The 23355-nt window shown below is 63.0% G+C and carries 23 protein-coding genes and 1 tRNA gene; 15 read left to right on the forward strand and 9 right to left on the reverse strand.

All coding sequences use genetic code 11. From position 1 onward, the window contains the following. The first annotated feature begins 216 nt into the window (after positions 1–216). From rpoD to ACYG9R_RS19060, 3 genes are all read left to right on the forward strand, one after another. Positions 217–2241: an RNA polymerase sigma factor RpoD gene (rpoD, locus tag ACYG9R_RS19050; protein ID WP_023672446.1), complete on the forward strand. Its 2025-nt coding sequence runs from the start codon at positions 217–219 to the stop codon at positions 2239–2241. Between the two features lie 190 nt (positions 2242–2431). Continuing rightward, entirely contained in the window at positions 2432–2725 is a 294-nt protein-coding gene (locus ACYG9R_RS19055) for a GYD domain-containing protein (RefSeq protein WP_023733294.1), read from the forward strand. A gap of 69 nt (positions 2726–2794) precedes the next feature. Continuing rightward, positions 2795–3175 carry a thiol-disulfide oxidoreductase DCC family protein gene (locus ACYG9R_RS19060; protein ID WP_023733293.1) on the forward strand — a complete coding sequence of 127 codons (381 nt, stop codon included), beginning with the start codon at positions 2795–2797 and terminating at the stop codon, positions 3173–3175. Between the two features lie 44 nt (positions 3176–3219). Here the strand turns inward: ACYG9R_RS19060 and ACYG9R_RS19065 are convergent, their stop codons facing one another. Further along, positions 3220–3477 carry a DUF2798 domain-containing protein gene (locus ACYG9R_RS19065; RefSeq protein ID WP_023683797.1) on the reverse strand — a complete coding sequence of 86 codons (258 nt, stop codon included), beginning with the start codon at positions 3475–3477 and terminating at the stop codon, positions 3220–3222. A gap of 271 nt (positions 3478–3748) precedes the next feature. Between ACYG9R_RS19065 and ACYG9R_RS19070 the strand changes: the two genes are divergently transcribed. Both ACYG9R_RS19070 and ACYG9R_RS19075 read left to right on the forward strand, forming a co-directional pair. Beyond that, positions 3749–4426 carry a PadR family transcriptional regulator gene (locus tag ACYG9R_RS19070; RefSeq protein ID WP_023734953.1) on the forward strand — a complete coding sequence of 226 codons (678 nt, stop codon included), beginning with the start codon at positions 3749–3751 and terminating at the stop codon, positions 4424–4426. Between the two features lie 101 nt (positions 4427–4527). After that, complete coding sequence (locus tag ACYG9R_RS19075) at positions 4528–4821, forward strand: HlyU family transcriptional regulator (protein WP_023672451.1); 294 nt, start codon at positions 4528–4530, stop codon at positions 4819–4821. A gap of 1 nt (position 4822) precedes the next feature. On the opposite strand, the gene ACYG9R_RS19080 is transcribed toward ACYG9R_RS19075, so the two are convergent. From ACYG9R_RS19080 to ACYG9R_RS19090, 3 genes are all read right to left on the reverse strand, one after another. After that, positions 4823–7399, reverse strand: a complete 2577-nt coding sequence (locus ACYG9R_RS19080; RefSeq protein WP_023825078.1) for a polynucleotide kinase-phosphatase — start codon at positions 7397–7399, stop codon at positions 4823–4825. After that, on the reverse strand, positions 7396–8829 hold the full coding sequence (locus ACYG9R_RS19085) for a 3' terminal RNA ribose 2'-O-methyltransferase Hen1 (protein ID WP_245260141.1): 1434 nt from the start codon (positions 8827–8829) through the stop codon (positions 7396–7398). The genes ACYG9R_RS19080 and ACYG9R_RS19085 overlap by 4 nt, the downstream gene beginning before the upstream one ends. 110 nt (positions 8830–8939) lie before the next feature. Continuing rightward, on the reverse strand, positions 8940–9575 hold the full coding sequence (locus ACYG9R_RS19090) for an FMN-dependent NADH-azoreductase (RefSeq protein ID WP_023672454.1): 636 nt from the start codon (positions 9573–9575) through the stop codon (positions 8940–8942). A 109-nt stretch (positions 9576–9684) separates the two neighbouring features. Here ACYG9R_RS19090 and ACYG9R_RS19095 point away from each other — a divergent pair, with 109 nt between their 5' ends. Continuing rightward, positions 9685–10641, forward strand: a complete 957-nt coding sequence (locus ACYG9R_RS19095) for a LysR family transcriptional regulator (protein ID WP_023825076.1) — start codon at positions 9685–9687, stop codon at positions 10639–10641. On the opposite strand, the gene ACYG9R_RS19100 is transcribed toward ACYG9R_RS19095, so the two are convergent. Further along, on the reverse strand, positions 10574–11200 hold the full coding sequence (locus tag ACYG9R_RS19100) for a TetR/AcrR family transcriptional regulator (protein WP_023691512.1): 627 nt from the start codon (positions 11198–11200) through the stop codon (positions 10574–10576). The two genes, ACYG9R_RS19095 and ACYG9R_RS19100, sit on opposite strands and share 68 nt — an antisense overlap. A 66-nt stretch (positions 11201–11266) precedes the next feature. Here ACYG9R_RS19100 and ACYG9R_RS19105 point away from each other — a divergent pair, with 66 nt between their 5' ends. Beyond that, a complete protein-coding gene (locus ACYG9R_RS19105; protein ID WP_023825075.1) occupies positions 11267–11692 on the forward strand; it encodes a VOC family protein in 426 nt (141 codons plus the stop codon). Positions 11693–11851: 159 nt separating this feature from the next. Then, positions 11852–12697, forward strand: a complete 846-nt coding sequence (locus ACYG9R_RS19110; RefSeq protein WP_245260140.1) for an arginase family protein — start codon at positions 11852–11854, stop codon at positions 12695–12697. Between the two features lie 4 nt (positions 12698–12701). On the opposite strand, the gene ACYG9R_RS19115 is transcribed toward ACYG9R_RS19110, so the two are convergent. Next, the gene (locus ACYG9R_RS19115) at positions 12702–13652 is read right to left on the reverse strand and encodes a S1C family serine protease (RefSeq protein WP_023825073.1); all 951 of its coding nucleotides are present in this window, start codon (positions 13650–13652) and stop codon (positions 12702–12704) included. Between the two features lie 169 nt (positions 13653–13821). Here ACYG9R_RS19115 and ACYG9R_RS19120 point away from each other — a divergent pair, with 169 nt between their 5' ends. The 3 genes from ACYG9R_RS19120 (at position 13822) to ACYG9R_RS19130 (ending at position 16411) form a co-directional block, all read left to right on the forward strand. Beyond that, complete coding sequence (locus ACYG9R_RS19120; protein ID WP_023825072.1) at positions 13822–14694, forward strand: S1C family serine protease; 873 nt, start codon at positions 13822–13824, stop codon at positions 14692–14694. Between the two features lie 8 nt (positions 14695–14702). Further along, a complete protein-coding gene (locus ACYG9R_RS19125; RefSeq protein ID WP_155923341.1) occupies positions 14703–15425 on the forward strand; it encodes a helix-turn-helix transcriptional regulator in 723 nt (240 codons plus the stop codon). 119 nt (positions 15426–15544) lie between these two features. Next, positions 15545–16411: an SDR family oxidoreductase gene (locus ACYG9R_RS19130; protein ID WP_023733288.1), complete on the forward strand. Its 867-nt coding sequence runs from the start codon at positions 15545–15547 to the stop codon at positions 16409–16411. Between the two features lie 131 nt (positions 16412–16542). Here ACYG9R_RS19130 and ACYG9R_RS19135 read toward each other — a convergent pair whose 3' ends face one another. Both ACYG9R_RS19135 and ACYG9R_RS19140 read right to left on the reverse strand, forming a co-directional pair. After that, positions 16543–17058, reverse strand: a complete 516-nt coding sequence (locus tag ACYG9R_RS19135; RefSeq protein WP_023733287.1) for a TIGR00645 family protein — start codon at positions 17056–17058, stop codon at positions 16543–16545. A gap of 324 nt (positions 17059–17382) precedes the next feature. Continuing rightward, positions 17383–19578, reverse strand: a complete 2196-nt coding sequence (locus ACYG9R_RS19140) for an OmpA family protein (RefSeq protein WP_023805954.1) — start codon at positions 19576–19578, stop codon at positions 17383–17385. A gap of 202 nt (positions 19579–19780) precedes the next feature. Here ACYG9R_RS19140 and ACYG9R_RS19145 point away from each other — a divergent pair, with 202 nt between their 5' ends. Together ACYG9R_RS19145 and ACYG9R_RS19150 are read left to right on the forward strand one after the other, a co-directional pair. Beyond that, positions 19781–20227, forward strand: coding sequence for a YcgN family cysteine cluster protein (locus ACYG9R_RS19145; protein WP_023672465.1), 447 nt, complete (start codon positions 19781–19783; stop codon positions 20225–20227). Between the two features lie 220 nt (positions 20228–20447). After that, a complete protein-coding gene (locus ACYG9R_RS19150) occupies positions 20448–20792 on the forward strand; it encodes a hypothetical protein (RefSeq protein WP_023672466.1) in 345 nt (114 codons plus the stop codon). Between the two features lie 259 nt (positions 20793–21051). Here the strand turns inward: ACYG9R_RS19150 and ACYG9R_RS19155 are convergent, their stop codons facing one another. Next, a complete protein-coding gene (locus ACYG9R_RS19155) occupies positions 21052–21762 on the reverse strand; it encodes an SIMPL domain-containing protein (protein WP_023672467.1) in 711 nt (236 codons plus the stop codon). Between the two features lie 134 nt (positions 21763–21896). Between ACYG9R_RS19155 and ACYG9R_RS19160 the strand changes: the two genes are divergently transcribed. Beyond that, positions 21897–21972, forward strand: a tRNA-Ile gene (locus ACYG9R_RS19160). A 161-nt stretch (positions 21973–22133) separates the two neighbouring features. Continuing rightward, positions 22134–23339, forward strand: coding sequence for a tyrosine-type recombinase/integrase (locus tag ACYG9R_RS19165; RefSeq protein ID WP_023734947.1), 1206 nt, complete (start codon positions 22134–22136; stop codon positions 23337–23339). Positions 23340–23355 lie beyond the last annotated feature (16 nt).

Below are 23355 nucleotides of genomic sequence, written 5' to 3' on the forward strand. Positions count from 1 at the left end.
TCACTGGACAGGCTGTCAGCCTGCCACAGATATCAGGGTTAATCTGGACTTAATGCATATCGCCCAAAAGTGAAAACCGGTTTTGGGGGCACGATATGAACAAACAAAAGAGTTGATTCGGTTACCGGCCCGGTTAAGCGCCACCAGCGCATGTAGTTTGACCGGTGCGGCAGCTACGCGGCTTCGATGCTCGGCCGCTAGGAGAAGATAAAGACTATGGCGACAAAGGAAAAGGAAGAGGTCGAGACCGAACGTGAAGGCGCCACCGATGGGCCTCTGCTCGACCTTTCCGATGATGCTGTCAAGAAGATGATCAAGGCCGCAAAGAAGCGCGGCTATGTGACTCTCGACGAGCTGAACGCGGTGCTGCCGTCGGAAGAGACCGATCCGGACCGCATCGAAGACATCAATGCGATGCTGTCCGACATGGGCATCAACGTGGTCGAGGACGACGATCAGAGCGAGGAGCCCGAGGCCGCCGACAGCAATGCCGACGCCGAGGAAGACGCCAACGAGCTGGCCGAGCAGACCGGCACCGCCGTCGCCGCCACGACCACCAAGAAAGAGCCGACCGACCGCACCGATGACCCGGTGCGCATGTATCTGCGCGAGATGGGCTCGGTCGAGCTCCTGTCGCGCGAGGGCGAAATCGCGATCGCCAAGCGCATCGAGGCCGGCCGCGAGACGATGATTGCGGGCCTCTGCGAAAGCCCGCTGACCTTCCAGGCCATCATCATCTGGCGTGACGAGCTCAACGAATCCAAGATCCTGCTGCGCGAGATCATCGACCTCGAAGCCACCTATGCCGGCCCCGAAGCCAAGCAGGCGCCGGTGGTCGAGCGCATCGAGGAGGCGCCCAAGGCCGAGGACAAGCCGAGGCGTGGACGCGACGAGGAAGACGACATCACCAATGTCGGCGCCGACACGCGCGGCCTAGTCGATGACGACGAGGAAGACGAGGACGAGGCGAGCCTGTCGCTGGCGGCGATGGAAGCGGAACTGCGCCCGCAGGTGATGGAGACGCTCGACGTCATCGCCGACACCTACAAGAAGCTGCGCAAGCTGCAGGACCAGCAGGTCGAGAACCGTCTTGCCGCGACCGGCACGCTGTCGCCAAGCCAGGACCGCCGCCTGAAGGAGCTGAAGGACCAGCTGATCAAGGCGGTGAAGTCGCTGTCGCTCAACACGGCGCGCATCGAGGCGCTGGTCGAGCAGCTTTACGACATCAACAAGAGGCTGGTGCAGAACGAAGGCAAGCTGCTGCGCCTGGCCGAAAGCTATGGCGTGCGCCGCGAGGAGTTCCTCAAGGAATATCAGGGTTCCGAGCTCGACCCGAACTGGACGCGCTCGATCGGCAACCTGACCTCGCGCGGCTGGAAGGAATTCACCAAGAACGAGAAGGACGCGATCAAGGATCTGCGTTCGGAAATCCAGAACCTCGCCACCGAGACGGCGATCTCGATCCTGGAATTCCGCAAGATCGTCAACCAGGTGCAGAAGGGCGAGCGCGAAGCCGCTATCGCCAAGAAGGAAATGGTCGAGGCCAATCTGCGCCTCGTCATCTCCATCGCCAAGAAATATACCAATCGCGGCCTGCAGTTCCTCGACCTGATCCAGGAAGGCAATATCGGCTTGATGAAGGCGGTCGACAAATTCGAATACCGCCGCGGCTACAAGTTCTCGACCTATGCGACATGGTGGATCCGGCAGGCGATCACGCGTTCGATTGCCGACCAGGCGCGCACCATCCGCATCCCGGTGCACATGATCGAAACGATCAACAAGATCGTGCGCACGTCGCGCCAGATGCTGCATGAAATCGGCCGCGAGCCGACGCCGGAGGAACTGGCAGAAAAGCTCGCAATGCCGCTCGAAAAAGTGCGCAAGGTGTTGAAGATCGCCAAGGAGCCGATCTCGCTCGAAACCCCTGTGGGTGACGAAGAGGATTCGCATCTGGGCGATTTCATCGAGGACAAGATGGCGATCCTGCCGATCGATGCGGCGATCCAGGCCAATCTGCGCGAGACCACCACGCGGGTGCTCGCCTCGCTGACGCCGCGCGAGGAGCGGGTGCTGCGCATGCGCTTCGGCATCGGCATGAACACCGACCACACGCTGGAAGAAGTCGGCCAGCAGTTCTCGGTGACGCGCGAGCGTATCCGCCAGATCGAAGCCAAGGCGCTGCGCAAGCTCAAGCACCCGAGCCGGAGCCGCAAGCTGAGGAGCTTCCTCGACAGCTGATACCGGCAACAGACCAGAATTCGAAAAGGGCGCCGATGGCGCCCTTTTTGTTGCCGGGTGAAGGCTCTTGTCGCCCATCTCCGTCGGGAGGATACTTGCCTGGTCGGATGCATGTTCTGGGCGAAAAACCGGATGTCCGCCCCGGCTGATGTCCTCAGCCGTGCTCCGTGGCGCCGGAGGGAGGTGTGTGATGACAACCTACATCCTGCTGATGAACTGGACGGAACAGGGCGCCAGAAATATCCGAGAGTCGCCGAAGCGGCTCGATGCCGCCAAGAAGCAACTGGCCGACATGGGCGGCTCGTTCAAGGCGTTTTACCTGACTATGGGCGAATATGACATGGTGGCGATTATCGAGGCGCCCGACGATGCTGTGCTTGCTCGTTTCGCCCTGATGCTGGCAACGGGTGGCAGCGTCAAGACGCGAACGCTCAAGGCTTTCCCGGAATTTGCCTATCGCGAGATCGTCGCCTCGCTTGGATAGCGCTGGGCGCGGGTCCGTGCGGCTCGGCGTCATATTGCGGGGCCGTGCCGTCAGGGTGATAGTCGCGCCATGTCCAAGCCTGCGCTGACCGTCTGGTACAACACACGCTGCCCGGTTTGCGATGGCGGCATCACCCGGCAGAAACGGCGGCTGATCGAGGCGATCAAGGCCGGGCGGATCGAATTCCGCGACATCAACCTCGAACCGGCGGCGCTCTCTGGCTACAGCGCCTCGCTGGAGGACATACGCCGCCGGCTGCATGCCACCGATGCCGAAGGCAGGCTGCTGGTCGGCGCCGATGTCGCGGTTGCCGTCTGGCGGGCGACGCCGGGCGACGGCTGGCTGGCGACGCTCTTCGGCAATCCGGTCGCGCTGCCGCTGACGCGCTTGGCCTATGATCGTTTCGCCGATCTTCTCTATGCCTGGAACCGGCGCAAGGGCCGCTGGTAGCGAGGCAAGGCCCGAAGAATCTGCGGGCCTTACCGTCATGGGCGTTACCGGGACGCCGGCTCGCAAAGCCAGCCGACAATGCGGCGCACCGCCGGCAGCACCATGAGCAACGTTGGGAACGCTACCAGCCAGGACAGGCCCCAGGCAGTGAGCCAGACAGCCGGCAAATCAGGTTGCAGTCCAAGGCTTTTCAGCGTCGATATGAACGAGACGATGAAGGTCATCAGCAGCGACAGCACCAGCGGGCTGACGATCGCGGCATAGCGCGCCGGCAGCTTGCCGCGCTTACGGTTCGTGGTCATTTTTGGATTTTCCTGAAACATCCGGTCCGTCGCATTTGGCATCCATTGCGCCGGGTTTCCGGCGGAACTGCCCGGAAAGACCGGGGTGGATGCGTTGCTTGACGTCAGACGCTTACGGAGAGGTTTTGGCCCTCACGCGCTTTCTAGCTGCCGGCGGCGGCGAAATCAACCTTCTGGCGCCGCCTTTAGATACATCGTAAGATATATCTTGACTCGTCGGCGGGGCAAGCCTATTAAGATGTATCGTAAGATATAACTCAAGGAGCAATTCATGCATAGACATCATCCCTTTGGCGAGCGCGCCGAGCGCGCATTCCTGCACATGGCAGGCAAATTTGGTGGAAGAGGGGGCGGCGGCTTTGGTCCGTTCGGCCACGGCGGACGTGGCGGTGGACGCGGCGGCCCGGGCGACATGTTTCGCGCCGGGCGCATGCTGGCCGACGGCGATCTCAAGCTGATCACGCTGTCGCTGCTGGCCGAGGCGCCTCGCCACGGCTACGACATCATCAAGGCGCTGGAAGAGCGCACCAGCGGCATCTACAGCCCGAGCCCGGGCGTCGTCTATCCGACGCTGACCTTCCTGGAAGAGGCCGGCTATGCGGCTTCAGCCGCCGACGGCAACAAGAAGGTGTTTTCGATCACCGAGGCGGGCCAGGCGCATCTCGCCGAGAACCGCGAGATGATCGACGGCGTGCTGGAGCATCTCGAGCGCTTCGGCCGCAAGATGGCGAAAGCGCGGGACTGGTTCGGCTGGAACGACGACGGCGAGGAAGGCGGACGGCGTGGTGGACGGGGTCGCTCGGAAGCCCGCGAGGAGTTCCGCGCCGTGCGTCACCGGCTGCGTGCCGCGCTCGGCGATCTCGTCGACGCGTCGGCTGAAAAGCAGGCCGAGGCGATTGCAGTCCTGGAAGCCGCCGCTGAAGCCCTGGAAGCGCTATCGCGCGGTTGACCCCTGGCGAGAACGCTTGCCCGTTCGACTGAGGAACGGTACTGAAAATCATCCTGCACCGCGAGACGTGGTGCAGGATGATTGCCGTTGGAGGAAGCCCCATGTCTTTTCTGAAGCGTCTTTTCGGTGGTGGCGGTGAGGGGGGCGAGCCCAAGAGTGCAGCACCGGCAAAGCAGGTTGAGCACAAGGGATTTTTGATCAGCGCCACGCCCTACAAGGCGGAGGGGGGCCAATACCAGACCTGCGGCGTGGTTTCGAAGGAAGTCGACGGCGTGATGAAGGAACACAAATTCATCCGCGCCGATCGCTTTGCCGGACTGGACGACGCCGTCGACATCTCGATCAAGAAGGGCATGCAACTGGTCGACGAGCAAGGCGAGAGGATGTTCGGGTAGCCTACAGCCTCGGATCGATTGGCTCGCTCTCCAGCGCCAGCACGCCGAAAACACACTCGTGAACACGTCGCAGCGGTTCCTTGGCGACAAACCGCTTCAGTGCCTCGTGACCGAGCGCGAACTCTCTGAGCGCCAGGCTGCGCTTGCCACCCAAGCCTCGTTCGCGCAGGCGCACGAGATTGTCCCGTGCATCGTATTCGGGGCCATAGATGATGCGCAGATACTCCTGGCCGCGCACTTTCAGCGCCGGTTGCATGAGCCCCTTCTTGTTTCGGCTGACGAAGTCGTGCGGCTTCACTACCATCCCTTCGCCGCCTGAGTCGGTCAGCGTCTCCCACCAGGCGACGGCCTCCGCACAAGAACCGGCATCGGCCAGGTCAACCATCCGCCATTGCGTTCGCGTTACCACGCCGCCCCCGGCAGCCAGACGGTCCGCAAGCGTCATGTGCCAAACGTGGTTCTGGTCGAACCAGACGCATCCCTCACTTGCCAGCAGGTGGAACGGCGCGACTTTCAGGTCGTCGACGCCCGAGACCGGCCACACGTAAGGCGCCCAGGCAGTGGCGTATCTGGCGGCACGCGCGGCGCGGTCCTCAATACGAGCCTTGAGCGCAGCCGTATCCACGCCGCGTGCCATCGCACGGGCCAGCGCTTCGCGGCTGGCCTGGAGCCCAGCGGCCGCAGACGTTGCCACTGGGGCGTACTGGCTTTCAATCAGGCTGCTTGCCTTGGCCGACCATGGCATGATCTCGGTGTCCAGCAGCAACCAGTCGCTGTTCAATTCCTGCCATAGATCCGCAGCGTCGACGCTGGCGCGCAGGCGATTGAGCAGGCGCTCCGTCATGCCGCTGTCGCTGAAAAAGGAGCGTCCGGTCCGGGTCCAGATCGCGCCTGTCTCGTCGCCAGATACCCCGAACCGGTCGCGCGCCGTCTGCGCGTTTCGGCACAGAGCGATGACTGCCCGCGAACCCATGTGCTTCTCTTCGCACAGGATTTGGGTGACGCCACGCTCGCGGAAATGACTGAAGGCTTCCTCGGGGCGTTCCAGCCAGCCGGCTTGGCTGCTGGTCTTGGATGGCGACATTGTCGGCGGCAGATATACCAGCCACTGCGGCGACAGCGCGAAGCGGCTCATCACCTCAAGTGCCGCCGACGCGTTCTCCTCGGCCACGACAACCCTGCCTTTCAGTTCGGTCTCGATCCAGCGTCGCCCAGAGACATCCTGATAGTCGAGCACGCCGTCGGCATCGGCCTGTGCCGATTTGCCAAGGCCCGGTCCACCGAGGGGACGCACGGGTTCGGACCAGGTCTCGATTGCCGGCACGTCGACCAGTTCGCGTTCCGGCCAGCGCAAGGCAGTCAGCTTGCCGCCGAACACGCAGCCGGTGTCTATGCAAAGCGTGTTGTTGACCCACTCCGCCGACAGCACCGGCGTGTGCCCGTATACTACGCTGGTTTTGCCCCGATAGGCGGCTGCCCAGTCGGCACGGACGGGCAGGCCAAATTCGTCGATTTCGCCAGTGGTTTCGCCATAGAGGGCGAACTCGCGCACCGCGCCGGAACCGCGCCCGATCATCTCTTCCTTGAGTCCGGCATGTGCCACGGCGAGGCGTCCGCCGTCCAGCCAGACGTGGCTGCGCAGGCTGTCGAGGAAGGCCGGCAAAGCCTCTCGCAGGCCGCGATCCTGAGCGTCCAACTGGTCGATGGTTTGCTGCAGGCCGTGGGCGATCGTGACCTTGCGGCCTTCCAGCCAGCGGCTGAGTTTGCGTTCGTGATTGCCCTGGACACAGTAGGCGGTTCCCGCCGCGACCATGCTCATGGCGATGCGCAAGACGTCGGGCACGTTGGGACCACGATCGACGAGGTCGCCGACAAAGACGATCTTGCGGCCTTCTGGCGGCGTCACAGTGACGGTCCGATCGCCATGGCCATCGGACCAGGCGATGCTGTAACCGAGCTGACGGAACAAGGTCTGAAGTTCGTCGGCGCAACCATGGACATCACCTATGACGTCGAAAGGACCGCAATCGTCGCGCTTGTCGGTCCATAAAGGCTGACGCGAGACCTTGGCCGCGTCGATACTGGCCTCGCCGGTGAGCTTCCAGACCTGACGGAAACCTTCGCGTTGCAGGCCGCCGAGGCCCTTGCGAATTTCGGTCGTCATGCGCTGGGCAACGCCGGGGCCGAAGGGACGATCGGCTCGTAGGGCGTTGCGGGCGATGCAAACATCAACACCCGGATCGATGAACACGGCGACCGGCAAAGCGTGCCATTTGCGCGCCAGCTCGACCCACGCCTTGCGATCAGCGGGTCGCACATTGGTCGCGTCGATGACGGCCAGCTTTCGATGCTTGAGCCGTTTGCCGGCGATTTCGCGCACCAAATCAAAAGCGTCGGCCGAGACATCCTGATCAGTCTCGTTGTCGCTGACGAACGCGCGGCAGCGATCCGACGAGATGATTTCGGTCGGCAGGAAGTGCCTGGCGGCGAAGGTCGACTTGCCCGATCCCGTCGAGCCGATCAGCACGACGAGGGCGAAGTCAGGGATGGTGAGGTCGGTCTTGTCTGGCTCTCTCATCGGGTGAACACCGCCATCTGCGTCGGCGCGCCGAGCACGGGGTCCACGGCTCCGATGCCACTTAAGGCGGCGCTATAGCCATAGATCTCGCCGATCCTGGCCGCCCAGGCTTCAAACCGAACCCGGCCCCATTCGAAACGGTGATCCGGATGGCGAAAAGCGCCGGCGGCCAGACTGGGGAACAAGGGGTTGTAGTCAGCGTTCGGCGTAGTCACGATCACGAATTTTGGCGCTGTCTCGCCGAAGATAATACGCTCGATCATTGGCAGCCGGTCTTCGTCGAGATGTTCGATGACCTCGACCAGCACCGCGACGTCGGCTTCCGCCCATCGGCTGTCGCGATATGTCAGCGATCCGTGCAGCAGCGTGACCCGGTCTTCAGGCGGTCCCCCGAACTCGTTCAGTTTGAGACGCTTGGCGGCCCATTCCAGTTCACGAATAGCGGGGTCGAGCCCGAACAGCTTGTGGACCCATTTTTCGCGCACGAGCCGATAGAGCAGCTTGCCTTCGCCACACCCCAAATCTGCAACACTGGTCCCTCCGGTCGTCCGAATGGCTTGCACCACGGCGTCCATGCGCAGGTCGTTCAGCCGGATGGGCGCCTCCAGCGCTTGCTCAGGTGCAGCCCGGGCTTCGGGGGGTAGGACCTCATTGGCCGTCTCCGGAGCCAGCCGCTCCAGGGCGATGCGGGCCAACGCACCTCGGTTGCGCAGATAACGGCGCACGATCAGGTCTTTGGCTGGGTGGTTTTCCAGCCAGCCCTCGCCCTTGGACAGCAGCTTGTCAATCTCGGCCTCGCCAACCCAGTAGTGCTTGGTGTCGTCCATCACCGGGATCAGGACATAAAGGTGGTTGAGCAGGCTGCTTAGGCGGCCGGTGCCAGTCAGCCTCAGATGACCGTATCGTGGTCCACCCGCGCCAGATCCGACAGTTTCGACCGGCGCCAGGTTGACGGTCCATCCCAGCGGTTCGAATAGATCTCGAACCAGGGCCTCGCCGCCACGCATCGGCAGCGGGGTCACCACAGCTTCGAGCGGGAGGTCGCTATCGGCCAGTTGCTGGCGCTCCTTCGAGATGCCGGTCATCGCTGTCCGCAGTACCTTGTTCAAAGCCACAGACAGAAAAGACGATGCCGTATAAGGTCGGTCGTTTACATATTGATCCAGCAAGCCCTCTGCCTGGCCTTTGCCCCGAACGAGCCCTATCGGATCGACATCGAGCAGAAGCACAGCCTCACAACGCTCATCGGTCGCCTCCGGATAGAACAGCCAGGCCTTGCCGAAGGATAGGTCAGTCTCGTGCAGACGTTCGGGATGCTTGTGCAGCAAGAAGCCGAGATCTGTGGCTGGATGATGGGTTGTCGCGACGGAAAGGAACATCAGCGACCGATAACGCAGACAGGCCGAATAACCAATGGCGTTGCGCGGCAATCTAGTAACGCGATAGATCCGTTTTCGACACGCAACCTATCGCGCCGCCTGACAAGGAAAAAGGCAGGCACCGAAGCGCCTGCCTTTTCAATGCGAATGACGGGGTGTGCTTACGCGGCGATTTGCGCGCTCGCGGTCTTGGCCACCACGGCATCGACCTTGGCGGTCGCATTGGCGAGCGCGGCGGTCACGGCGTCGGGACCCATGCCGACGCCTTCGATCCGGATGACGTCGACGTCGGTCATGCCGAGAAAGCCGAGCACGCCGCGCAGATAGGGGATGGCGTGATCGAACTGCACGGCCGCACCTTCGGAATAGATGCCGCCCGAGGCGAGTACGATATAGACCTTCTTGCCGGTGACGAGGCCCTTGGGACCACCCTCGCCATAAGAGAAGCTCTTGCCGGAGCGGGAGATGTGATCGACCCAGGACTTCAGGGTCGAGGAGATGTTGAAGTTGATGAAGCCGGTGGCCAGGATCACGGTGTCGGCTGCGAACAGTTCGTCAAGCACGATGTCGGAGACGCCGACGACTTCGGCCTGGCGCGGCGTGCGGGCTTCAACGGGGGTGTAGATGCCGGTCGCATAATCGGTGTCGATATGCGGCAGCGGGTTGGCCACGAGGTCGCGTACGACGAGCGTATTCGACGGGTCGGCGGCGACGAGCTTTTCAGCGAATTCGGTAGCGATACGGGTCGAGTGCGAGGCAGCGCCGCGCGGGCTCGAGGTTACAAGCAGGATAGACATAGCGGTTCTCTCCAGTGGGAATTGATTTCTCCCGCCTGATATGGGCCTACCGACCCATTCAAAAAACTGGTATATTATCTATATGATCCATCTATAAAGTAGGTATGCCGTGCAGCCCAATCCGACGCTCGACCAATTGCAGATCCTGGTTGCGGTCGCCGACACTGGCAGCTTCTCAGCCGCCGGTCGCAAGCTTAACCGCGCGCAGTCCGTCATCAGCTACGGCATCGCCAATCTTGAAGCGCAGCTTGGCCTGAAACTGTTCGAGCGCGAGGGCACGCGCGAGCCGCAGCTGACCGAAATCGGCCGGGCGATGCTGGAGGACGCCCGGCGCATGGTCGGCGTGCTGCAGCGCATGCGTTCGCGTGCCGACGGTCACCATCAGGGGCTGGAGGCTGAAGTTGCGCTGTCGGTTGACGCGGCGCTGCCCTCGCCAGTGCTGGTGCGCGTGCTGAAGGCGTTCGAGGCGCAGTTCCCGACCGTGATGATGCGACTGCATATCGGCACGCTCGGTCTGATCCCCGACCATGTCGTCAGCGGGCAGTCGGATCTTGGCATCGGTGGCTTGCTGGGCGAGGTCGACGTGCATCTCGTGCGCATCGGCTTCATGTCGATCGTGCTGGCTGCCGCCCCCACCCACCCTCTGGCACTGCTGCCGAAACCGGTGGCGCTCGAGGATGCGCGCGAGCACACCCAGCTGGTTGTCACCGACCAGTCGGAACGCACCAAGGGACGCGACTTCGGCGTCTTTGCCTATCGTACATGGCGGCTGACAGACGTGCGTATCAAGCATACGTTGATGCGCGAGGGGCTGGGCTGGGGCGGGTTGCCGCGCTGGCTGATCGCGGACGATTTGGCCAGCGGCAGGCTGGTCGAACTCGACCTTGAACCCTTTAGCGAGGTGCGCTCATCGCTCTATGCCATGCACCGCGCCGACCGCAGCCCGAAACCGGCGGCGGCCTGGCTGATCGACCAGTTCAAACGCCAGCTCGGCTGCTTCAACGAGTTCGAACCGGACGACCTGCCTGAGGGCGAGCCGGAGACAGCCCATCGATCAGAGCCATGAGCACGGCGCGATAGTCTTCGGCCGAGGCGCCGGCCTCGACGGCAAGTGCTGCGCGGTCGAAGGCAGCGGCGAGCAAAGCGGTCAGCGCATCGGCAGGCAGTCTGGTCATCGACTGTTCGCGCATCGCCGCAACCAGGCCTTCGCGCAGCGACCGGTTGCCGTGGCGATTGTCGATCGCATCCATGGCGGCGCGGCCAAGCACGGCCGGTCCGTCAAGCAGCAAAAGCCGCGTGCGGCCGGGCGCGCGCATGGCGGCGAGATAGGCGTCCGAGCCGGCAATCAGCGCATTGCGGGCAAACAAAGAAGGTGGCGAGGCGCGCTCGATCTCTTGCGCCACCGCCGCCGCCTCCTGCTCGACCACAGCGGCAAACAGCGCCTGCTTGTCGGCAAAGTGGTGATAGAGCGCGCCGCGGGTGACGCCGGCGGCCGCAACGATCTCCGGCGTGCCGGTCTCGGCATAGGACTTTTCGATGAACAGTTTGCGCGCCGCGGCGATCAGGTCGGCGCGCGTCGCTTCGGTGCGGTCGCGGTTGGAGCGGCGCGGGGTTTCTCGTTGCATACATGCAGCCTGTATGTTATTTCGAATTGCATGCAAACTGTATGTTGGCTGACGGGAGAAAGAAAGATGAAGACGACGAGCTATTATCCGGTGCTGATGACGGGCGACGTAGCCGGCACGAAAGCCTTCTATATCAATCACTTCCGCTTCAAGCCGCTGTTTGCGAGCGACTGGTATGTGCACCTGCAGTCTGCCGAGGATCGCCGCGTCAATCTCGGCATCGTCCAGGGCGACCACGAGACGATCCCCGAGGAGGGGCGCGGCTGCACATCGGGGCTGCTGATCAATTTCGAGGTGAGGGATCCTGACGCTGTCTATGAACGGATCGTTGCGGCCGGCCTGCCGATCCTGTGCCCGCTGCGCGACGAACCCTTCGGCCAGCGCCACTTCATCACTAGGGATCCCAATGGCGTGCTGATCGACATCATCAAGCCGATCCCGCTCAGCCCGGAATTTCAGGCGCAATTCGCGGCGGGCGCGGCGGGCGCCTGAACGATGGCAGCAAATGTCGGCACGGCTCCGGCCGCTGTGGCCGGACCCGCATCATGCGGTCTATGTTGGTGACGTTGAAGCGGGCCCTGCCGCATGCGTGACATCTGCCTTGTTCGTGCGCCATCCAATCTCGGCCTTCGGCCCTTGGAGCCGGGCCATGTGCCCGGCACCTGGCGTGCGCCGCAGGCGCTGAGCGAAGCTGGTTTGATCCAGTCGCTGGCGCCGTGGCGGGTGGTCGATCTCGACAGACCCGCCTACAGTACCGAACCGCAACCGGGCACTAGGCTGCGTAATGGTCCGGCGATCCGCCGCTTCAACCTCGATCTTGCCGAGATCGTCACCGGTGCGCTTGGGCAAGGCGAGTTCCCGCTGATCATCGGCGGCGACTGCTCGATCCTGCTTGGCGCACTGGTCGCCGCGCGGCGCTCGGGCGCGGTCGCCCTGGTCCATGTCGATGGCCACAGCGATTTCCGCCATCCCGGCAACTACGATGTCAATGCCTCACTCGGCTCGGCTGCCGGCATGGATCTGGCACTTGCCACCGGACGAGGCGAGGCTTTGCTGGCGCAATGGCCAGGTGTTGTCGGTCCGCTCGTCGCCGACGAGGCGGTGGTTCAGATCGGCGAACGCGAGAGCCGCGATGCCGATTTTGCCTGGCCCGACATCAATGCGACCGCCGTGACGCGCATCGACGTCTTTGCCGCGCAGGAACTCGGCGCGGCTGGAGTGTTGCAAAAGACAAGAGCGACGCTGGCGCGCGCCGGCTGTCCCTACTGGCTGCATCTCGATGTCGATGTGCTCGACCAGACGGTGATGCCGGCGGTGGATTCGCCCGGCAGCCCCGGCATCGACCCCGATGAACTCGTTGCCATTCTGTCGGCGCTGGCAGCGGACCAGCGCTGCACCGGCTTGGACATGACGATCTACGATCCCGACCTCGACCCGACCGGTGACCTTGCGCGACTGCTGGTGTCGCTGCTCGGGCGGGTGCTCAAGCCTCGATAAAGGCTCAGCTCGCCCTTGCTACCGGCGTCACCGTCACCTGGCTGACGCCGGTGCGGCGCACCACTGTGCATAGCGTCTCGCGGCCGATGCGTTCGGCGTCGAGCATGCGCACGAGGTCGTCGACGCCGGTGACCGGGCGACCGTCTATCGCCGCGATGATGTCGCCTTCCCTGAGGCCGGCCTTCGCCGCGGGTCCGTCTTTCTCGACGCTGCGCAGCCGCACCGCAGTACTGGTGGTCACCTGCGACAGGAGCGCTGCGCGGCGCGGCAAACTGGTGGTGTCGGCCGAGATGCCGATGAAGGCACGGCGCACGCGGCCGAAGCGGATGATCTCCGAAATGACGAAGTTGGCGGTGTTGGAAGCGACCGCGAAGGCGATGCCTTGCGCGCCGTGGATCATGGCGGTGTTGACGCCGATGACCTCGCCTGCCGACGACACCAGCGGTCCGCCGGAATTGCCGGGATTGAGCGCGGCATCGGTCTGGATGACATCGTCGATCAGCCGCCCGGTCGAGGCGCGCATCGAACGGCCAAGTGCGGAGACCACGCCTGACGTTACGGTCCATTCGAAGCCGAGCGGATTGCCGATGGCAATGGCGATCTGGCCGCGCCGCAGCCGCTTGGAATCGCCGAGCGGCGCGACTTCGGTGAAGCTGCCATCGGCGCGCACCAGCGCGATGTCGGTGTCGGGGTCGCGGCCTAGCACACGGCCTTCGCTGGAGGCGCCGTCGGGCATAGAGACGCGCACCGTTTTGGCATCGCCAACGACATGGAAATTGGTGACGACCAGCCCGTCCGGGGTGATGACGAAGCCGGAGCCATGGCCACCTTGGCCACCGACGCGCTCGATGCGGCAGACGGCTGGGCCGATGCGGTCGACGGCGTCGGCGACTGTCGTCGAATAGGCGTCGAGCAGTGTGTCGTCGGTTTCGAATTTGTGGGCGGCGAGGGCCATTGGCGGGGCTCCGTGTTTTCAGGCGCGATGATGACTATATGTGCGGAGCGGCTCGAACTGCCGCGACCTGACCAGATGGCCAGTCACACCAGTAACTAGCCGTCAGACGAGTACCTCCGGGCGCACTGCCGAGCGATATCTGGGGCATGAGAAAACCCAGGAGATCATCATGAGTGACTTCAACCTTAATGCATTTTCCGAGGCCATCGCCGATCTCGCCGCCAAGGCTGCGCCGGCAACGGCAAGTTTCACCACCCATCACCATCGCACCGCCAGCGCCTTCCACTGGCGTGACGGCTATTTCGTCACCGCCGAGGAAGCTGTCGAGGCCGGTGAGGAGATCGAATTGACATTGGCTTCGGGCGAAGCGGTGAAGGCCGAACTGGTCGGTCGCGATCCGTCGACCGGCGTAGCGCTTCTGAAGCCGGCCGGCGCGGCCGCGGCGCCTGCGCTCGCCAAGGCGGATGGGGTGCGGCCGGGCAACGTCGCCATCGCTGTCGGCAGCAGTCAGGGGTCGGCGCTGGCTGTCTCGGGCTCGGTCGGCGAGGTCGGCCCCACCTGGCGCTCGATGCGCGGCGGCACCATCGATCGGCGCATCAATCTCGCCGTCAATGCCGGCGGCCGTTTCGAGGGCGGGCCGGTGCTTGACGCCAAGGGCGCGCTGATCGGCATGCTGCTGTTTGGGCCACGTGGTCGTGCGCTGGTCATGCCTTATGAGACGATCGAGCGGGCCGTGGCGACGCTGCGTGAAAAGGGCCATGTCGCGCGCGGCTATCTCGGCGCCGGCCTGCACCCGATCCGTGACGGCGCGGCGCGCGGCGCCATGGTCATGAGCCTCGACGACAACGGTCCGGCCAAAGCCGCCGGCCTTGCGCTGGGCGACATCATCGTGGCGTGGAATGGCGAGGCCGTGCACGGCCCGCGCGAACTGATCCGAAAGCTTGGGCCGGATAGCGCGGGCGCTGCGGTGACGCTCGGCGTGGTGCGCGGCGGCGAGCAGCGCGACGTCGCGCTGACCGTCGGTGAAAAACCGCTGAGCTGAGAGGGCCGATGGAAAGCGACACGCTGACAAGGCCGGAGGCGGGTGGGCCGGAGGCGGGTGGGCCGGAGGTGGGTCGGCCGGAGGTGGCGGGCGGCGGACGCCAGCTCGTGGTGCTGATCGCGCTGCACGATGCCGCGCGTGCCGAGCGCCTGTCAGCTTCGCTTGCCATGGCGGACGATCTGCTTCCGGTCGTAGCCGGCAGCGGGATTGCCGACGTCGCTGTCTTCGATGACGCTGTTGCGAACAGTGCGGCCTGGCTCGATCGAGCCGATGGTGGCAACAGCGCAATCCCACGGGTGCTGCTATCCGCGAGCGCTGGCCGGCCGGAAAACCGGGTGCTTGCCGTGCTGCCTTTGGCGTCGGATGCGAATCTGATCGCGGCTGCCGTCAGACTGGCGGCGGCCGGCTACCGGGTGTCCAGGGATGGGCGTTCGACGCCCGCTCGCCACGACGATTTCGATGGCGCCGCCAACGGCGGAAGCCATAGCGGGCTGTTCGGCGAGGAGCCGTTGGACGATGGCGCTACCGCCCGTCCGGCGCTGTCGCCGCGCGAGGCCGAAGTGCTGGCGCTGCTGGCCGAAGGCGCGCCCAACAAGGTGATCGCGCGGCGGCTGAACATCTCCGTGCACACGGCAAAGTTCCACGTCGCCGCGATCCTGATCAAGCTGGGTGCTGCGAACCGCACGGATGCCATCGCGATCGCGATGCGGCAGGGCCTGGTGCTGGTCTAACCCCCTTATCCATTTGAGCCTACGTTGCGTAACCCGTTGCAGGCTGCCGAGGCCTTGCGCAGTGCATTGCCGCCGCGCAATGGTTCGCGTCAGTGATGTAGCAAGGGAGGTGCCAAGACATGTCGCTCAAGGGAAAGACGCTGTTCATCTCCGGCGGGTCGCGCGGCATCGGGCTGGCGATAGCGTTGCGGGCGGCGCGCGACGGCGCCAATGTGACGATCGCGGCCAAGACCGCCGAGCCGCATCCGAAGCTGCCGGGCACGATCTACTCGGCAGCTGAGGAGATCGAGCAGGCCGGCGGCAAGGCGCTGCCTGTTTTGTGCGACATCCGCGAGGAGGCGCAGGTGGCCGAGGCGGTTGCCAAGACCGTCGAAAAGTTCGGCGGCATCGATATCTGCGTCAACAATGCCAGCGCCATCCAGCTCACCGGCACGCTGGAGACCGACATGAAGCGCTACGATCTGATGCACCAGATCAACACGCGCGGCACTTTCCTGGTGTCGAAAATGTGCGTTCCCCACCTGAAGTTGGCTGAGAATCCTCACATCTTGAATCTGGCGCCGCCGCTCGACATGAAGGCCAAATGGTTCAAGAACCACGTCGCCTACACCATGGCCAAGTTCGGCATGTCGATGTGCACGCTGGGGATGAGCGCCGAGTTTGCCAAGGACGGCATCGCGGTCAATTCGCTGTGGCCGATCTCGACCATCGACACGGCTGCGGTGCGCAATCTGCTCGGCGGCGCGACGGTGGCGGCGATGAGCCGCTTACCCGACATCATGGCCGATGCCGCACACGCCATCTTCCTGCGGCCATCGCGCGAGACATCAGGCAATTTCTACATCGATGAAGAGGTGCTGCGGGCCGAGGGCGTGACCGATTTCGCGGTCTATGCGCCGGGCGCGACCGGGCCGCTGGCCGGCGACTTTTTCGTGCCGGACGCGGTATTTGCCAATTCGCCGACGAACGTCAAAAGCGTCTATTGACGGAAATCACGGGCCGCCGGCGCTGCCCCTCATCCACCTGCCGGCGTTGGTCGTTCGAAAAACCAAGCAGTTGCCTTTCGCCCGCTGTGCGGACCAGCCTCACCTCCCCATGAACGGGAGAAAGGGGCTCATCACGCCTCGCCCTTCTTGCCTTTGCTCAGTCCCATCAGCCGGTCGATATAGGCCAGCATCAGCGCCGAGACGACGAAGGCGAGATGGATGATGGTCAGCCACATCAGCTGGTCGATCGTATAGGAAGACGAATTCAGGAACACCTGCAACAGGTGGATCGAGGAAATAGCGACGATGGTCGAGGCGACCTTGACCTTCAGCGAGCCGACATCGATGGTACCCAGCCAGTGTACGCCGCCATCCTGGTCGTCGAAACGGCTGACGAAATTCTCGTAGCCGGAGATGATCACCATCACCACCAGCGAGGCGACAAGTGCGGCGTCGATAAGGCCGAGCATCTTCAGGATGGTGTCGGTGTCGTCGAGTGTGAAGGCGACCATGACGAACTCGTAGAGTTTTTTGCCGAAGGACAGCGCATAGACGGCGAGCGCCAGGGCCAGCCCGATATAGAAAACCACCAGCAGCCAGCGTGAGGCGAGGATGATCGATTCGATGGCGAGTTCGAGACGTTTCATGCAGCGGTTCCGGTCAGCTTTGATGTCGACTGGGGTATTTCGATCAGCTTGCCGCGGTTTGCAAGGCAAATTGCGACGCAAAAAAACCCCGCCGGGAGGGCCGGCGGGGTTCAATGCATCCCGCTGGAGTCGGGACGGGGCAGGGAACGCCCAGCCTTGAATCTGGGGAGGGCGGCCGCTCTATTCAATGAGCCGGTTCTAATACCAGTACAATTCTTGTTGAACCGGGATTGCTGTCCGCAGCTCGACCCATCCCGGTCTGCCGGGATGGGTCCTTGTTGTCGATCTGATTCCAGAAAGCTGCTCAAGCCATTGGAAAGCAGATCAATTGTTACTCGCCACCGGTGCCACCAGCGAGGTGATGCGACGGATGCCGACGCGGCGGTTCTCGCGGTTGGGCGCCGTGGTGTTGACCTTGAGGTATTCCTCGCCATAGCCCTGAGTGGTCAGGTTTTCCGGCGGGATGCCGAAGGCATTGGTCAGCGCTTCGGCGACAGACTCAGCGCGCCGGTCGGACAGAGCAAGGTTTGCCTCCGGCGTGCCAACCGCATCGGTGTGGCCTTCGATCAGGAAGGTTTCGGCCGGGTTCTTCTTCAACAGTTTCTCCATGGCCGTGGCGACGCCTTCCAGTTTCTGCACTTCGGTGTCGGATATCGAGGCCGAGCCGAACTCGAAGTTCAATGTGTCGAGGTCGACGCGACGGGCAATGTCGCGCACGCGCGCCGAACGCTTCACTTCGTCGATGGAATAGAGGCGCTGGACCTTCTCCACCGGCGGTTGTTCGAGGAACTCGTAATAATCGTCCGGGCTTTCGACATCTTCCGAATCGAGGATGTACTCGCGGCGCGGGATGGTGAGCCGCATCGGCGGCAGGTCGTCACCGGGATCGCGCCAGTCATTGTCGTCGTCATAGCTGCGCTCGTCGACATAGCTCAGCACATATTCGTGCCCATCCGGCGTGATGCGCGATCGCCTGATGACGTCGCCATTGCGGTTGCGGATGGTGACGATCTGGATGCCATTGTCGCGCTCGACGATTTCCCGAGAGCGATCGCCCGACAGTTCCTCGTAGTAAACATTCCTGGCGCCGCGGTGCATGCGCGGAGCGTCATTGCTTTCCACGATCGTCTGGTTGTTGAACTGCAGGATGACGCGGTCGCCAAGTTCCTTGACGACGTCGACGCCTTTCGGACGCCGGCGGTCGCGGACGTTCTCATCGGGTGCACGCTCGACGCGTTTGCCTTTTTCCTCCGTCACCGGGGCGATCTTTTCTGGCTGAATTGCCTGCTGAGCTGACTTGTCGTCGGTGGGCGGCGGTCCCTGGTCGACCGGAGCCGGCTTCGGGGCTTGCGCCTCGGTGCCGCCCTGCGCGGGCTGCTCGCCCGTCTGGCCGCCAGCATTCTGGCCGTTCCCATTTTGGCCGTTCCCATTTTGGCTGTTGCCGCCCTGGTCCTTGCGGTGCTTGCGCCTGGCATCCTTCTGGCTGTCCAGGATGGGTGCTTCGTCGGGGTTGGCCGTGGCTTCGCCTTGCGCCGGCGTCTCACCTTGCGCGGGCTGCTCGGCATTGGCCGGTTGCTCCGCAGGCTGTGGTTCACCGGTCGCAGGCTGCTGTTCGCCCGTCACCGGCTGTTCGCCGACAGTTTTTTTGCCGTGCTTTTTCGCCTGATCCTTCGGCTGTTCACCTTCGGCGGGAGCCGCTTGCTGATCGGCCGGGGGCTGAATCGGCTCGGCCTGCGGCGCGGGCTCTCCGGCAGGCGCAACTTTGACGTCTGGCGCTTTGTCGGCAGGCGCGGCCTCGATCTGCTGATCCTGCTTGCGCTTTTTCTTGCCCGACTTGTTGTCGTTTGCCGGCGCCACCTGTTCGGTGGGCGCTGCTTGCTCGGCAGGCTGCTGGGCCGGCTGTTCAGCGGGCGCCGCTTCGATCTGCTGTTGGTCGCGCTTCTTCTTGCGTGGCTTTAGCGGCTGTTCTTCATTTGCCGGAGCTACCTGTTCGGCCGGTTGTTCAGCCGGTGCTGCCTCGATCTGCTGCTGGTCACGCTTCTTCTTGCGTGGCTTGAGCGGCTGCTCATCGGTCGCCGGCGCTGCCTGGGCGCCGCCCTCGTCCGCAGGCGCCGCCTCGATCTGCTGCTGTTGATTGCGCTTCTTTTTGCGCGGCTGCTGTTCCTCGGCGGCAGGTGCGGCCTGTTCGGCCGGGGCCTGCTCGGTCTGCTGCTGATCCCGCTTCTTCCTGCGCGGCTGTTGTTCCTCGGCGGCAGGGGCGGGTTGCTCTGCAGCCGGTGCAGGCTGCTCGGCGGCCGGCGCTGCCTGTTCGGCCTGCTGGCGTTTCTTTTTGCGCGGCAGTTCCTGGTCGGTCTGCTGACCATCTGCAGCAGGGTCGTCCTGGACCAGGATCAGTGGCGCGGCCGTGCGCTGCAAGGGGCCGAAAACGGCGTTGCCCTGCAACGGGGATGCGCCCAACGGCGCGGATGCCATAAGCAGGCCAAGTGCCGTACCTGCCAGTACCCGTGGTTGGCGTTTCATCTTAAATTCTCCTTGTGGGGTCCCATCCCTGCCCAAACTGTCCTTGACCGGATTGGTTCCGGTTTGCGGGCATTACCCGCACCCAAGGACGATTGACCGGCGTTTTGAAGGCAACTTCATGTTTTTCCTATGGTGCGGCCGGAACTTGAAGTCACACAACAGCTTGACCTTGCCGCATGCGGAGGCCACATCTCGACCCATAATGGAAACGCCGTTCTGGAAGACCAAGACGCTGGAAGCGATGACGCCCACCGAGTGGGAATCGCTGTGCGACGGCTGCGGAAAATGCTGCCTGTCTAAACTCGAGGACGAGGATACCGGCGAGATCTACTGGACATCAGTCGGCTGCCGGCTGTTCGATGGGCAAAGCTGCCGCTGTTCGGACTATGCCAACCGGCTGGCGCGCGTGCCGGACTGTGTCGGGCTGACGCCGCAGAATGTGCGCACCATCACCTGGCTGCCGAAAACCTGCGCCTACCGGCTGGTTGCCGAGGGGCACGACCTCTATTGGTGGCACAGGCTGGTGTCGGGAAGTGCCGAGACCGTTCATGATGCCGGCATCTCCATGCGCGGCCGCGTCCGCGCCAGTGAGACCGATCTGGCCGAGCCGGACGACTATTTCGACTATATGCTCGATGACGAGCCCTGAGCATTCTGGAACGGACGCTGCCATAGGGCGTTCTGCGCCATTGGACGTTTTTGACGGTCAGGATCGTTTGCAGCGGTGGAAGGGGCGGTTGCTTTCAACCTGTCGGGCAGATTAACCGAAAATGAACGGCCGGTTCGCGAAGAGTTCAGATTGCAAGGAGCATTCTCCCCCCATCGGTTCGACCAAGACGGGCGCAAGCCCTCAACAAGGAGAGAAGACAATGTTCAACTCATTCAAGACGGCAGCCCTTTCGGGTCTCGTAGCTCTCGGCACCCTTGCCGCAGTGCCCGCCCAGGCGGACTCGATCTATCTCGGCTTCGGCAACAACCATGACCGCCGCGTCGGCGTCTACACCGGCGACGATGAGGACGGCTTTCGCCGTGACCGCAATTGGCGCCGCTGCTCGCCGGACCGCGCCCTCGACAAGGCCGAGCGCATGGGCCTGCACCGCGTCCGCATCGTCGATGTCAATCGCCGCGTGGTGAAGGTCGCCGGCCGCCAGTATGGCGATCGCGTAGTGGTCGTGTTCGCCAATGAGCGCGGCTGCCCGGTTATCTATCGCTAAGAGAACCAGACTGATCTTCTGCGAAGATCAGTCTGGGATACGACCTTCTGCGAAGGTCGATCGGGAGGCATGTTCCTCTGCGAGGATCAGCCTGGAGTAGCGGCATGACCCTTCTAGGGTCAGCCAGGAGCCCCTTTCCCTCCGCGGAAAGGTGCGGCTCGAAAAAACCCCGGAGGCCAGTCCTCCGGGGTTTTTCATGTCGGAAATCTGCGGTTCCGGCCGACGGGTTCAGCAGAACCGCGCCCGGCCCGGCGGCCTGCTACTTAAGCTCGAATGTAACTGTTACCTGCACGGCGTAGGCATTCTCGCCGGCCTGCACGGGAACCGCGGCGCCTGCCGCATCGAAGGCCTTGGCATTGATCGGCATCGGCGCCGGCGCAACGTTCTGGTCGGTGATTTCCAGCACCCGGCCGATGCTGACGCCGGCGGCTTCGGCCAGCGTCTTGGCCTTGGCCATGGCATCGGCGACCGCCTTCTTGCGGGCTTCGGTGACGGCAGCTTTCGGGTCTTCGTTGGAGAACGAAATGCCTCCGCCCTGATTGACGCCGAGCGACACAGCCTTGTCGAGAATCTCACCTGTTTTGTCGATGTCGCGGATGCGCACCGAGAGTGTGTTGGTCACCTGGTAGGCGACAAGCTCGGCTTCCTGGCTGCCGTCCGGTTTGTTGGTGTAGTTGTAACGCGGGTTGATCTGGATGCCGGCGGTCTGCAGGTCGCGGTCCTTGATCCCTGCCGACTTCATTGCCGCGATCACGGCGGCCATGGCGTCGTTGTTGGCGTCGAGTGCCGCGCGTGCGGTCTTGGCCTCGCGCATGACGCTGAGCGTCAGCAGCGCCAGGTCAGGCGCCACGGTCGACTGGCCTTCACCCGACACGATGATGCGGGGCGGGGGCAGCGAATCGGCAGCGCTTGCCATCGCCGGAAAAGCGATCGCGGCGGCAAGTGCGAGCGGCAAAATATGTCTGGTCATGAAAATCTCCTCGGTGTGCGATCCAGTCGCGCCTGTCGACTAGGGCGCGAATATGGGCTGATTTGGGCGATCTCGGCCAGCCCGTCCGGAAAGCCTTGTGCCGCGCAAGGAAAAACACTAATCCAGCGCGCGTGGGGCCTGTAGCTCAATGGTTAGAGCCGGCGGCTCATAACCGCTTGGTTGGGGGTTCGAGTCCCTCCGGGCCCACCATTCTTAGTCCGACATGATGCGGCTAAGTGTGCTACTTCGGCACAATACCTAGAAAGTGCGCAATTCTCGGCCAATAGCGTCTTGCCCGGTGCGAAGACATCTCTCTGGATTGTTGGTACATTTTTTGGTATGCCAACAGCGACGAACGGAAATACCAACACATGCCTCTCTCTGATGCTGCTTGCCGGAACGCGAAGGCCGGCGATAAGCCGCGTAAGCTAAGCGACGGCGGCGGGCTCTTTCTGCTTGTGCAGCCAACAGGAGGAAAACTTTGGCGGCTCGCCTATCGCTTCCAGCTAAAACAAAAGACACTAGCTTTTGGAGCTTTCCCTGCGGTTGGATTGAAGGATGCACGCTTTCTGCGCCAAGGTGCAAAAGAGCTCCTCGCTAAAGGGTTGGATCCTTCTGAGCAAAAGAAGATCGCGAAGCGTGAAGCACAACTTGAGGCTTCAAATACGCTCGGAATGGTGGCTGAGGAGTGGTTTGACGCACGAAAACACGCTTGGACGCCGGGGTACTCAGATCGAATATGGCGCCGCCTTCAGTCTGATGTTCTCAGCGTCATGGGGAACCGACCCATTAATGGCATTGAGCCACCTGAGCTACTGGACGTGATCCGCGCGATCGAAAGACGTGGTGCCGTCGTGCTGGCCAAGCGAATATTGCAGGTCACCGGGCAGGTGTTTCGCTATGCGATCGCGAGTGGAAGAGCATCGCGAGATCCGTCTCAAGATCTGCGAGGTGCGTTGCGGAGTCCTGGATCGACAAAGCATCGCGCCGCCCTTAAAGCCGGCGAGTTGCCGGAATTCCTTCGCAGCCTCGAGCAATATCAAGGCGACCGAACTACGACACTGGCTCTGAAGCTGATTGTGCACACGTTCCTGAGGACGGCCGAGGTGAGGTTCGGCCAGTGGCAAGAACTTGAGGGTCTTGATGGGGATTCACCGTTGTGGCGGATTCCGGCTTCTCGGATGAAAACACGAAATGAGCATCTGATCCCGCTTACACCGCAAGTGACGGCGATTCTAAGAGAATTGAAGCATCTAGCAGGGACAAACCGGCAAATGCTGCCGGCGCCAACCAAGGACGGCGTGATTTCTCAGAACACATTGATCTACGCTCTCTACCGAATGGGCTACCATTCGCGAGCAACCGTCCACGGTTTTCGCGGCACAGCTAGCACTGTTTTGAATGAGCATGGCTTCAATCGGGATTGGATTGAGCGGCAGCTTGCGCACACCGAACGCAGCGATGTTCGCGCCGCCTATAATACAGCGGAATGGTTGGCTGACCGGCAAAAAATGCTGATTTGGTGGTCTAACTACCTTGATGATGCACGAGCGAAACGGCTCGCGAATGCCTCCTAGTTTCTTGAAGACCCAG

The sequence above is a fragment of the Mesorhizobium sp. RSR565B genome (assembly GCF_054719465.1).

Excerpts from the sequence above, each read along its gene's own strand:
- rpoD (WP_023672446.1), top strand. The coding sequence starts at position 217 with ATGGCGACAAAGGAAAAGGAAGAGGTCGAGACCGAACGTGAAGGCGCC.
- ACYG9R_RS19055 (WP_023733294.1), top strand. The coding sequence starts at position 2,432 with ATGACAACCTACATCCTGCTGATGAACTGGACGGAACAGGGCGCCAGA.
- ACYG9R_RS19060 (WP_023733293.1), top strand. The coding sequence starts at position 2,795 with ATGTCCAAGCCTGCGCTGACCGTCTGGTACAACACACGCTGCCCGGTT.
- ACYG9R_RS19065 (WP_023683797.1), bottom strand. The coding sequence starts at position 3,477 with ATGACCACGAACCGTAAGCGCGGCAAGCTGCCGGCGCGCTATGCCGCG.
- ACYG9R_RS19070 (WP_023734953.1), top strand. The coding sequence starts at position 3,749 with ATGCATAGACATCATCCCTTTGGCGAGCGCGCCGAGCGCGCATTCCTG.
- ACYG9R_RS19075 (WP_023672451.1), top strand. The coding sequence starts at position 4,528 with ATGTCTTTTCTGAAGCGTCTTTTCGGTGGTGGCGGTGAGGGGGGCGAG.
- ACYG9R_RS19080 (WP_023825078.1), bottom strand. The coding sequence starts at position 7,399 with ATGAGAGAGCCAGACAAGACCGACCTCACCATCCCTGACTTCGCCCTC.
- ACYG9R_RS19090 (WP_023672454.1), bottom strand. The coding sequence starts at position 9,575 with ATGTCTATCCTGCTTGTAACCTCGAGCCCGCGCGGCGCTGCCTCGCAC.
- ACYG9R_RS19100 (WP_023691512.1), bottom strand. The coding sequence starts at position 11,200 with ATGCAACGAGAAACCCCGCGCCGCTCCAACCGCGACCGCACCGAAGCG.
- ACYG9R_RS19105 (WP_023825075.1), top strand. The coding sequence starts at position 11,267 with ATGAAGACGACGAGCTATTATCCGGTGCTGATGACGGGCGACGTAGCC.
- ACYG9R_RS19115 (WP_023825073.1), bottom strand. The coding sequence starts at position 13,652 with ATGGCCCTCGCCGCCCACAAATTCGAAACCGACGACACACTGCTCGAC.
- ACYG9R_RS19120 (WP_023825072.1), top strand. The coding sequence starts at position 13,822 with ATGAGTGACTTCAACCTTAATGCATTTTCCGAGGCCATCGCCGATCTC.
- ACYG9R_RS19125 (WP_155923341.1), top strand. The coding sequence starts at position 14,703 with ATGGAAAGCGACACGCTGACAAGGCCGGAGGCGGGTGGGCCGGAGGCG.
- ACYG9R_RS19130 (WP_023733288.1), top strand. The coding sequence starts at position 15,545 with ATGTCGCTCAAGGGAAAGACGCTGTTCATCTCCGGCGGGTCGCGCGGC.
- ACYG9R_RS19135 (WP_023733287.1), bottom strand. The coding sequence starts at position 17,058 with ATGAAACGTCTCGAACTCGCCATCGAATCGATCATCCTCGCCTCACGC.
- ACYG9R_RS19140 (WP_023805954.1), bottom strand. The coding sequence starts at position 19,578 with ATGAAACGCCAACCACGGGTACTGGCAGGTACGGCACTTGGCCTGCTT.
- ACYG9R_RS19145 (WP_023672465.1), top strand. The coding sequence starts at position 19,781 with ATGGAAACGCCGTTCTGGAAGACCAAGACGCTGGAAGCGATGACGCCC.
- ACYG9R_RS19150 (WP_023672466.1), top strand. The coding sequence starts at position 20,448 with ATGTTCAACTCATTCAAGACGGCAGCCCTTTCGGGTCTCGTAGCTCTC.
- ACYG9R_RS19155 (WP_023672467.1), bottom strand. The coding sequence starts at position 21,762 with ATGACCAGACATATTTTGCCGCTCGCACTTGCCGCCGCGATCGCTTTT.
- ACYG9R_RS19165 (WP_023734947.1), top strand. The coding sequence starts at position 22,134 with ATGCCTCTCTCTGATGCTGCTTGCCGGAACGCGAAGGCCGGCGATAAG.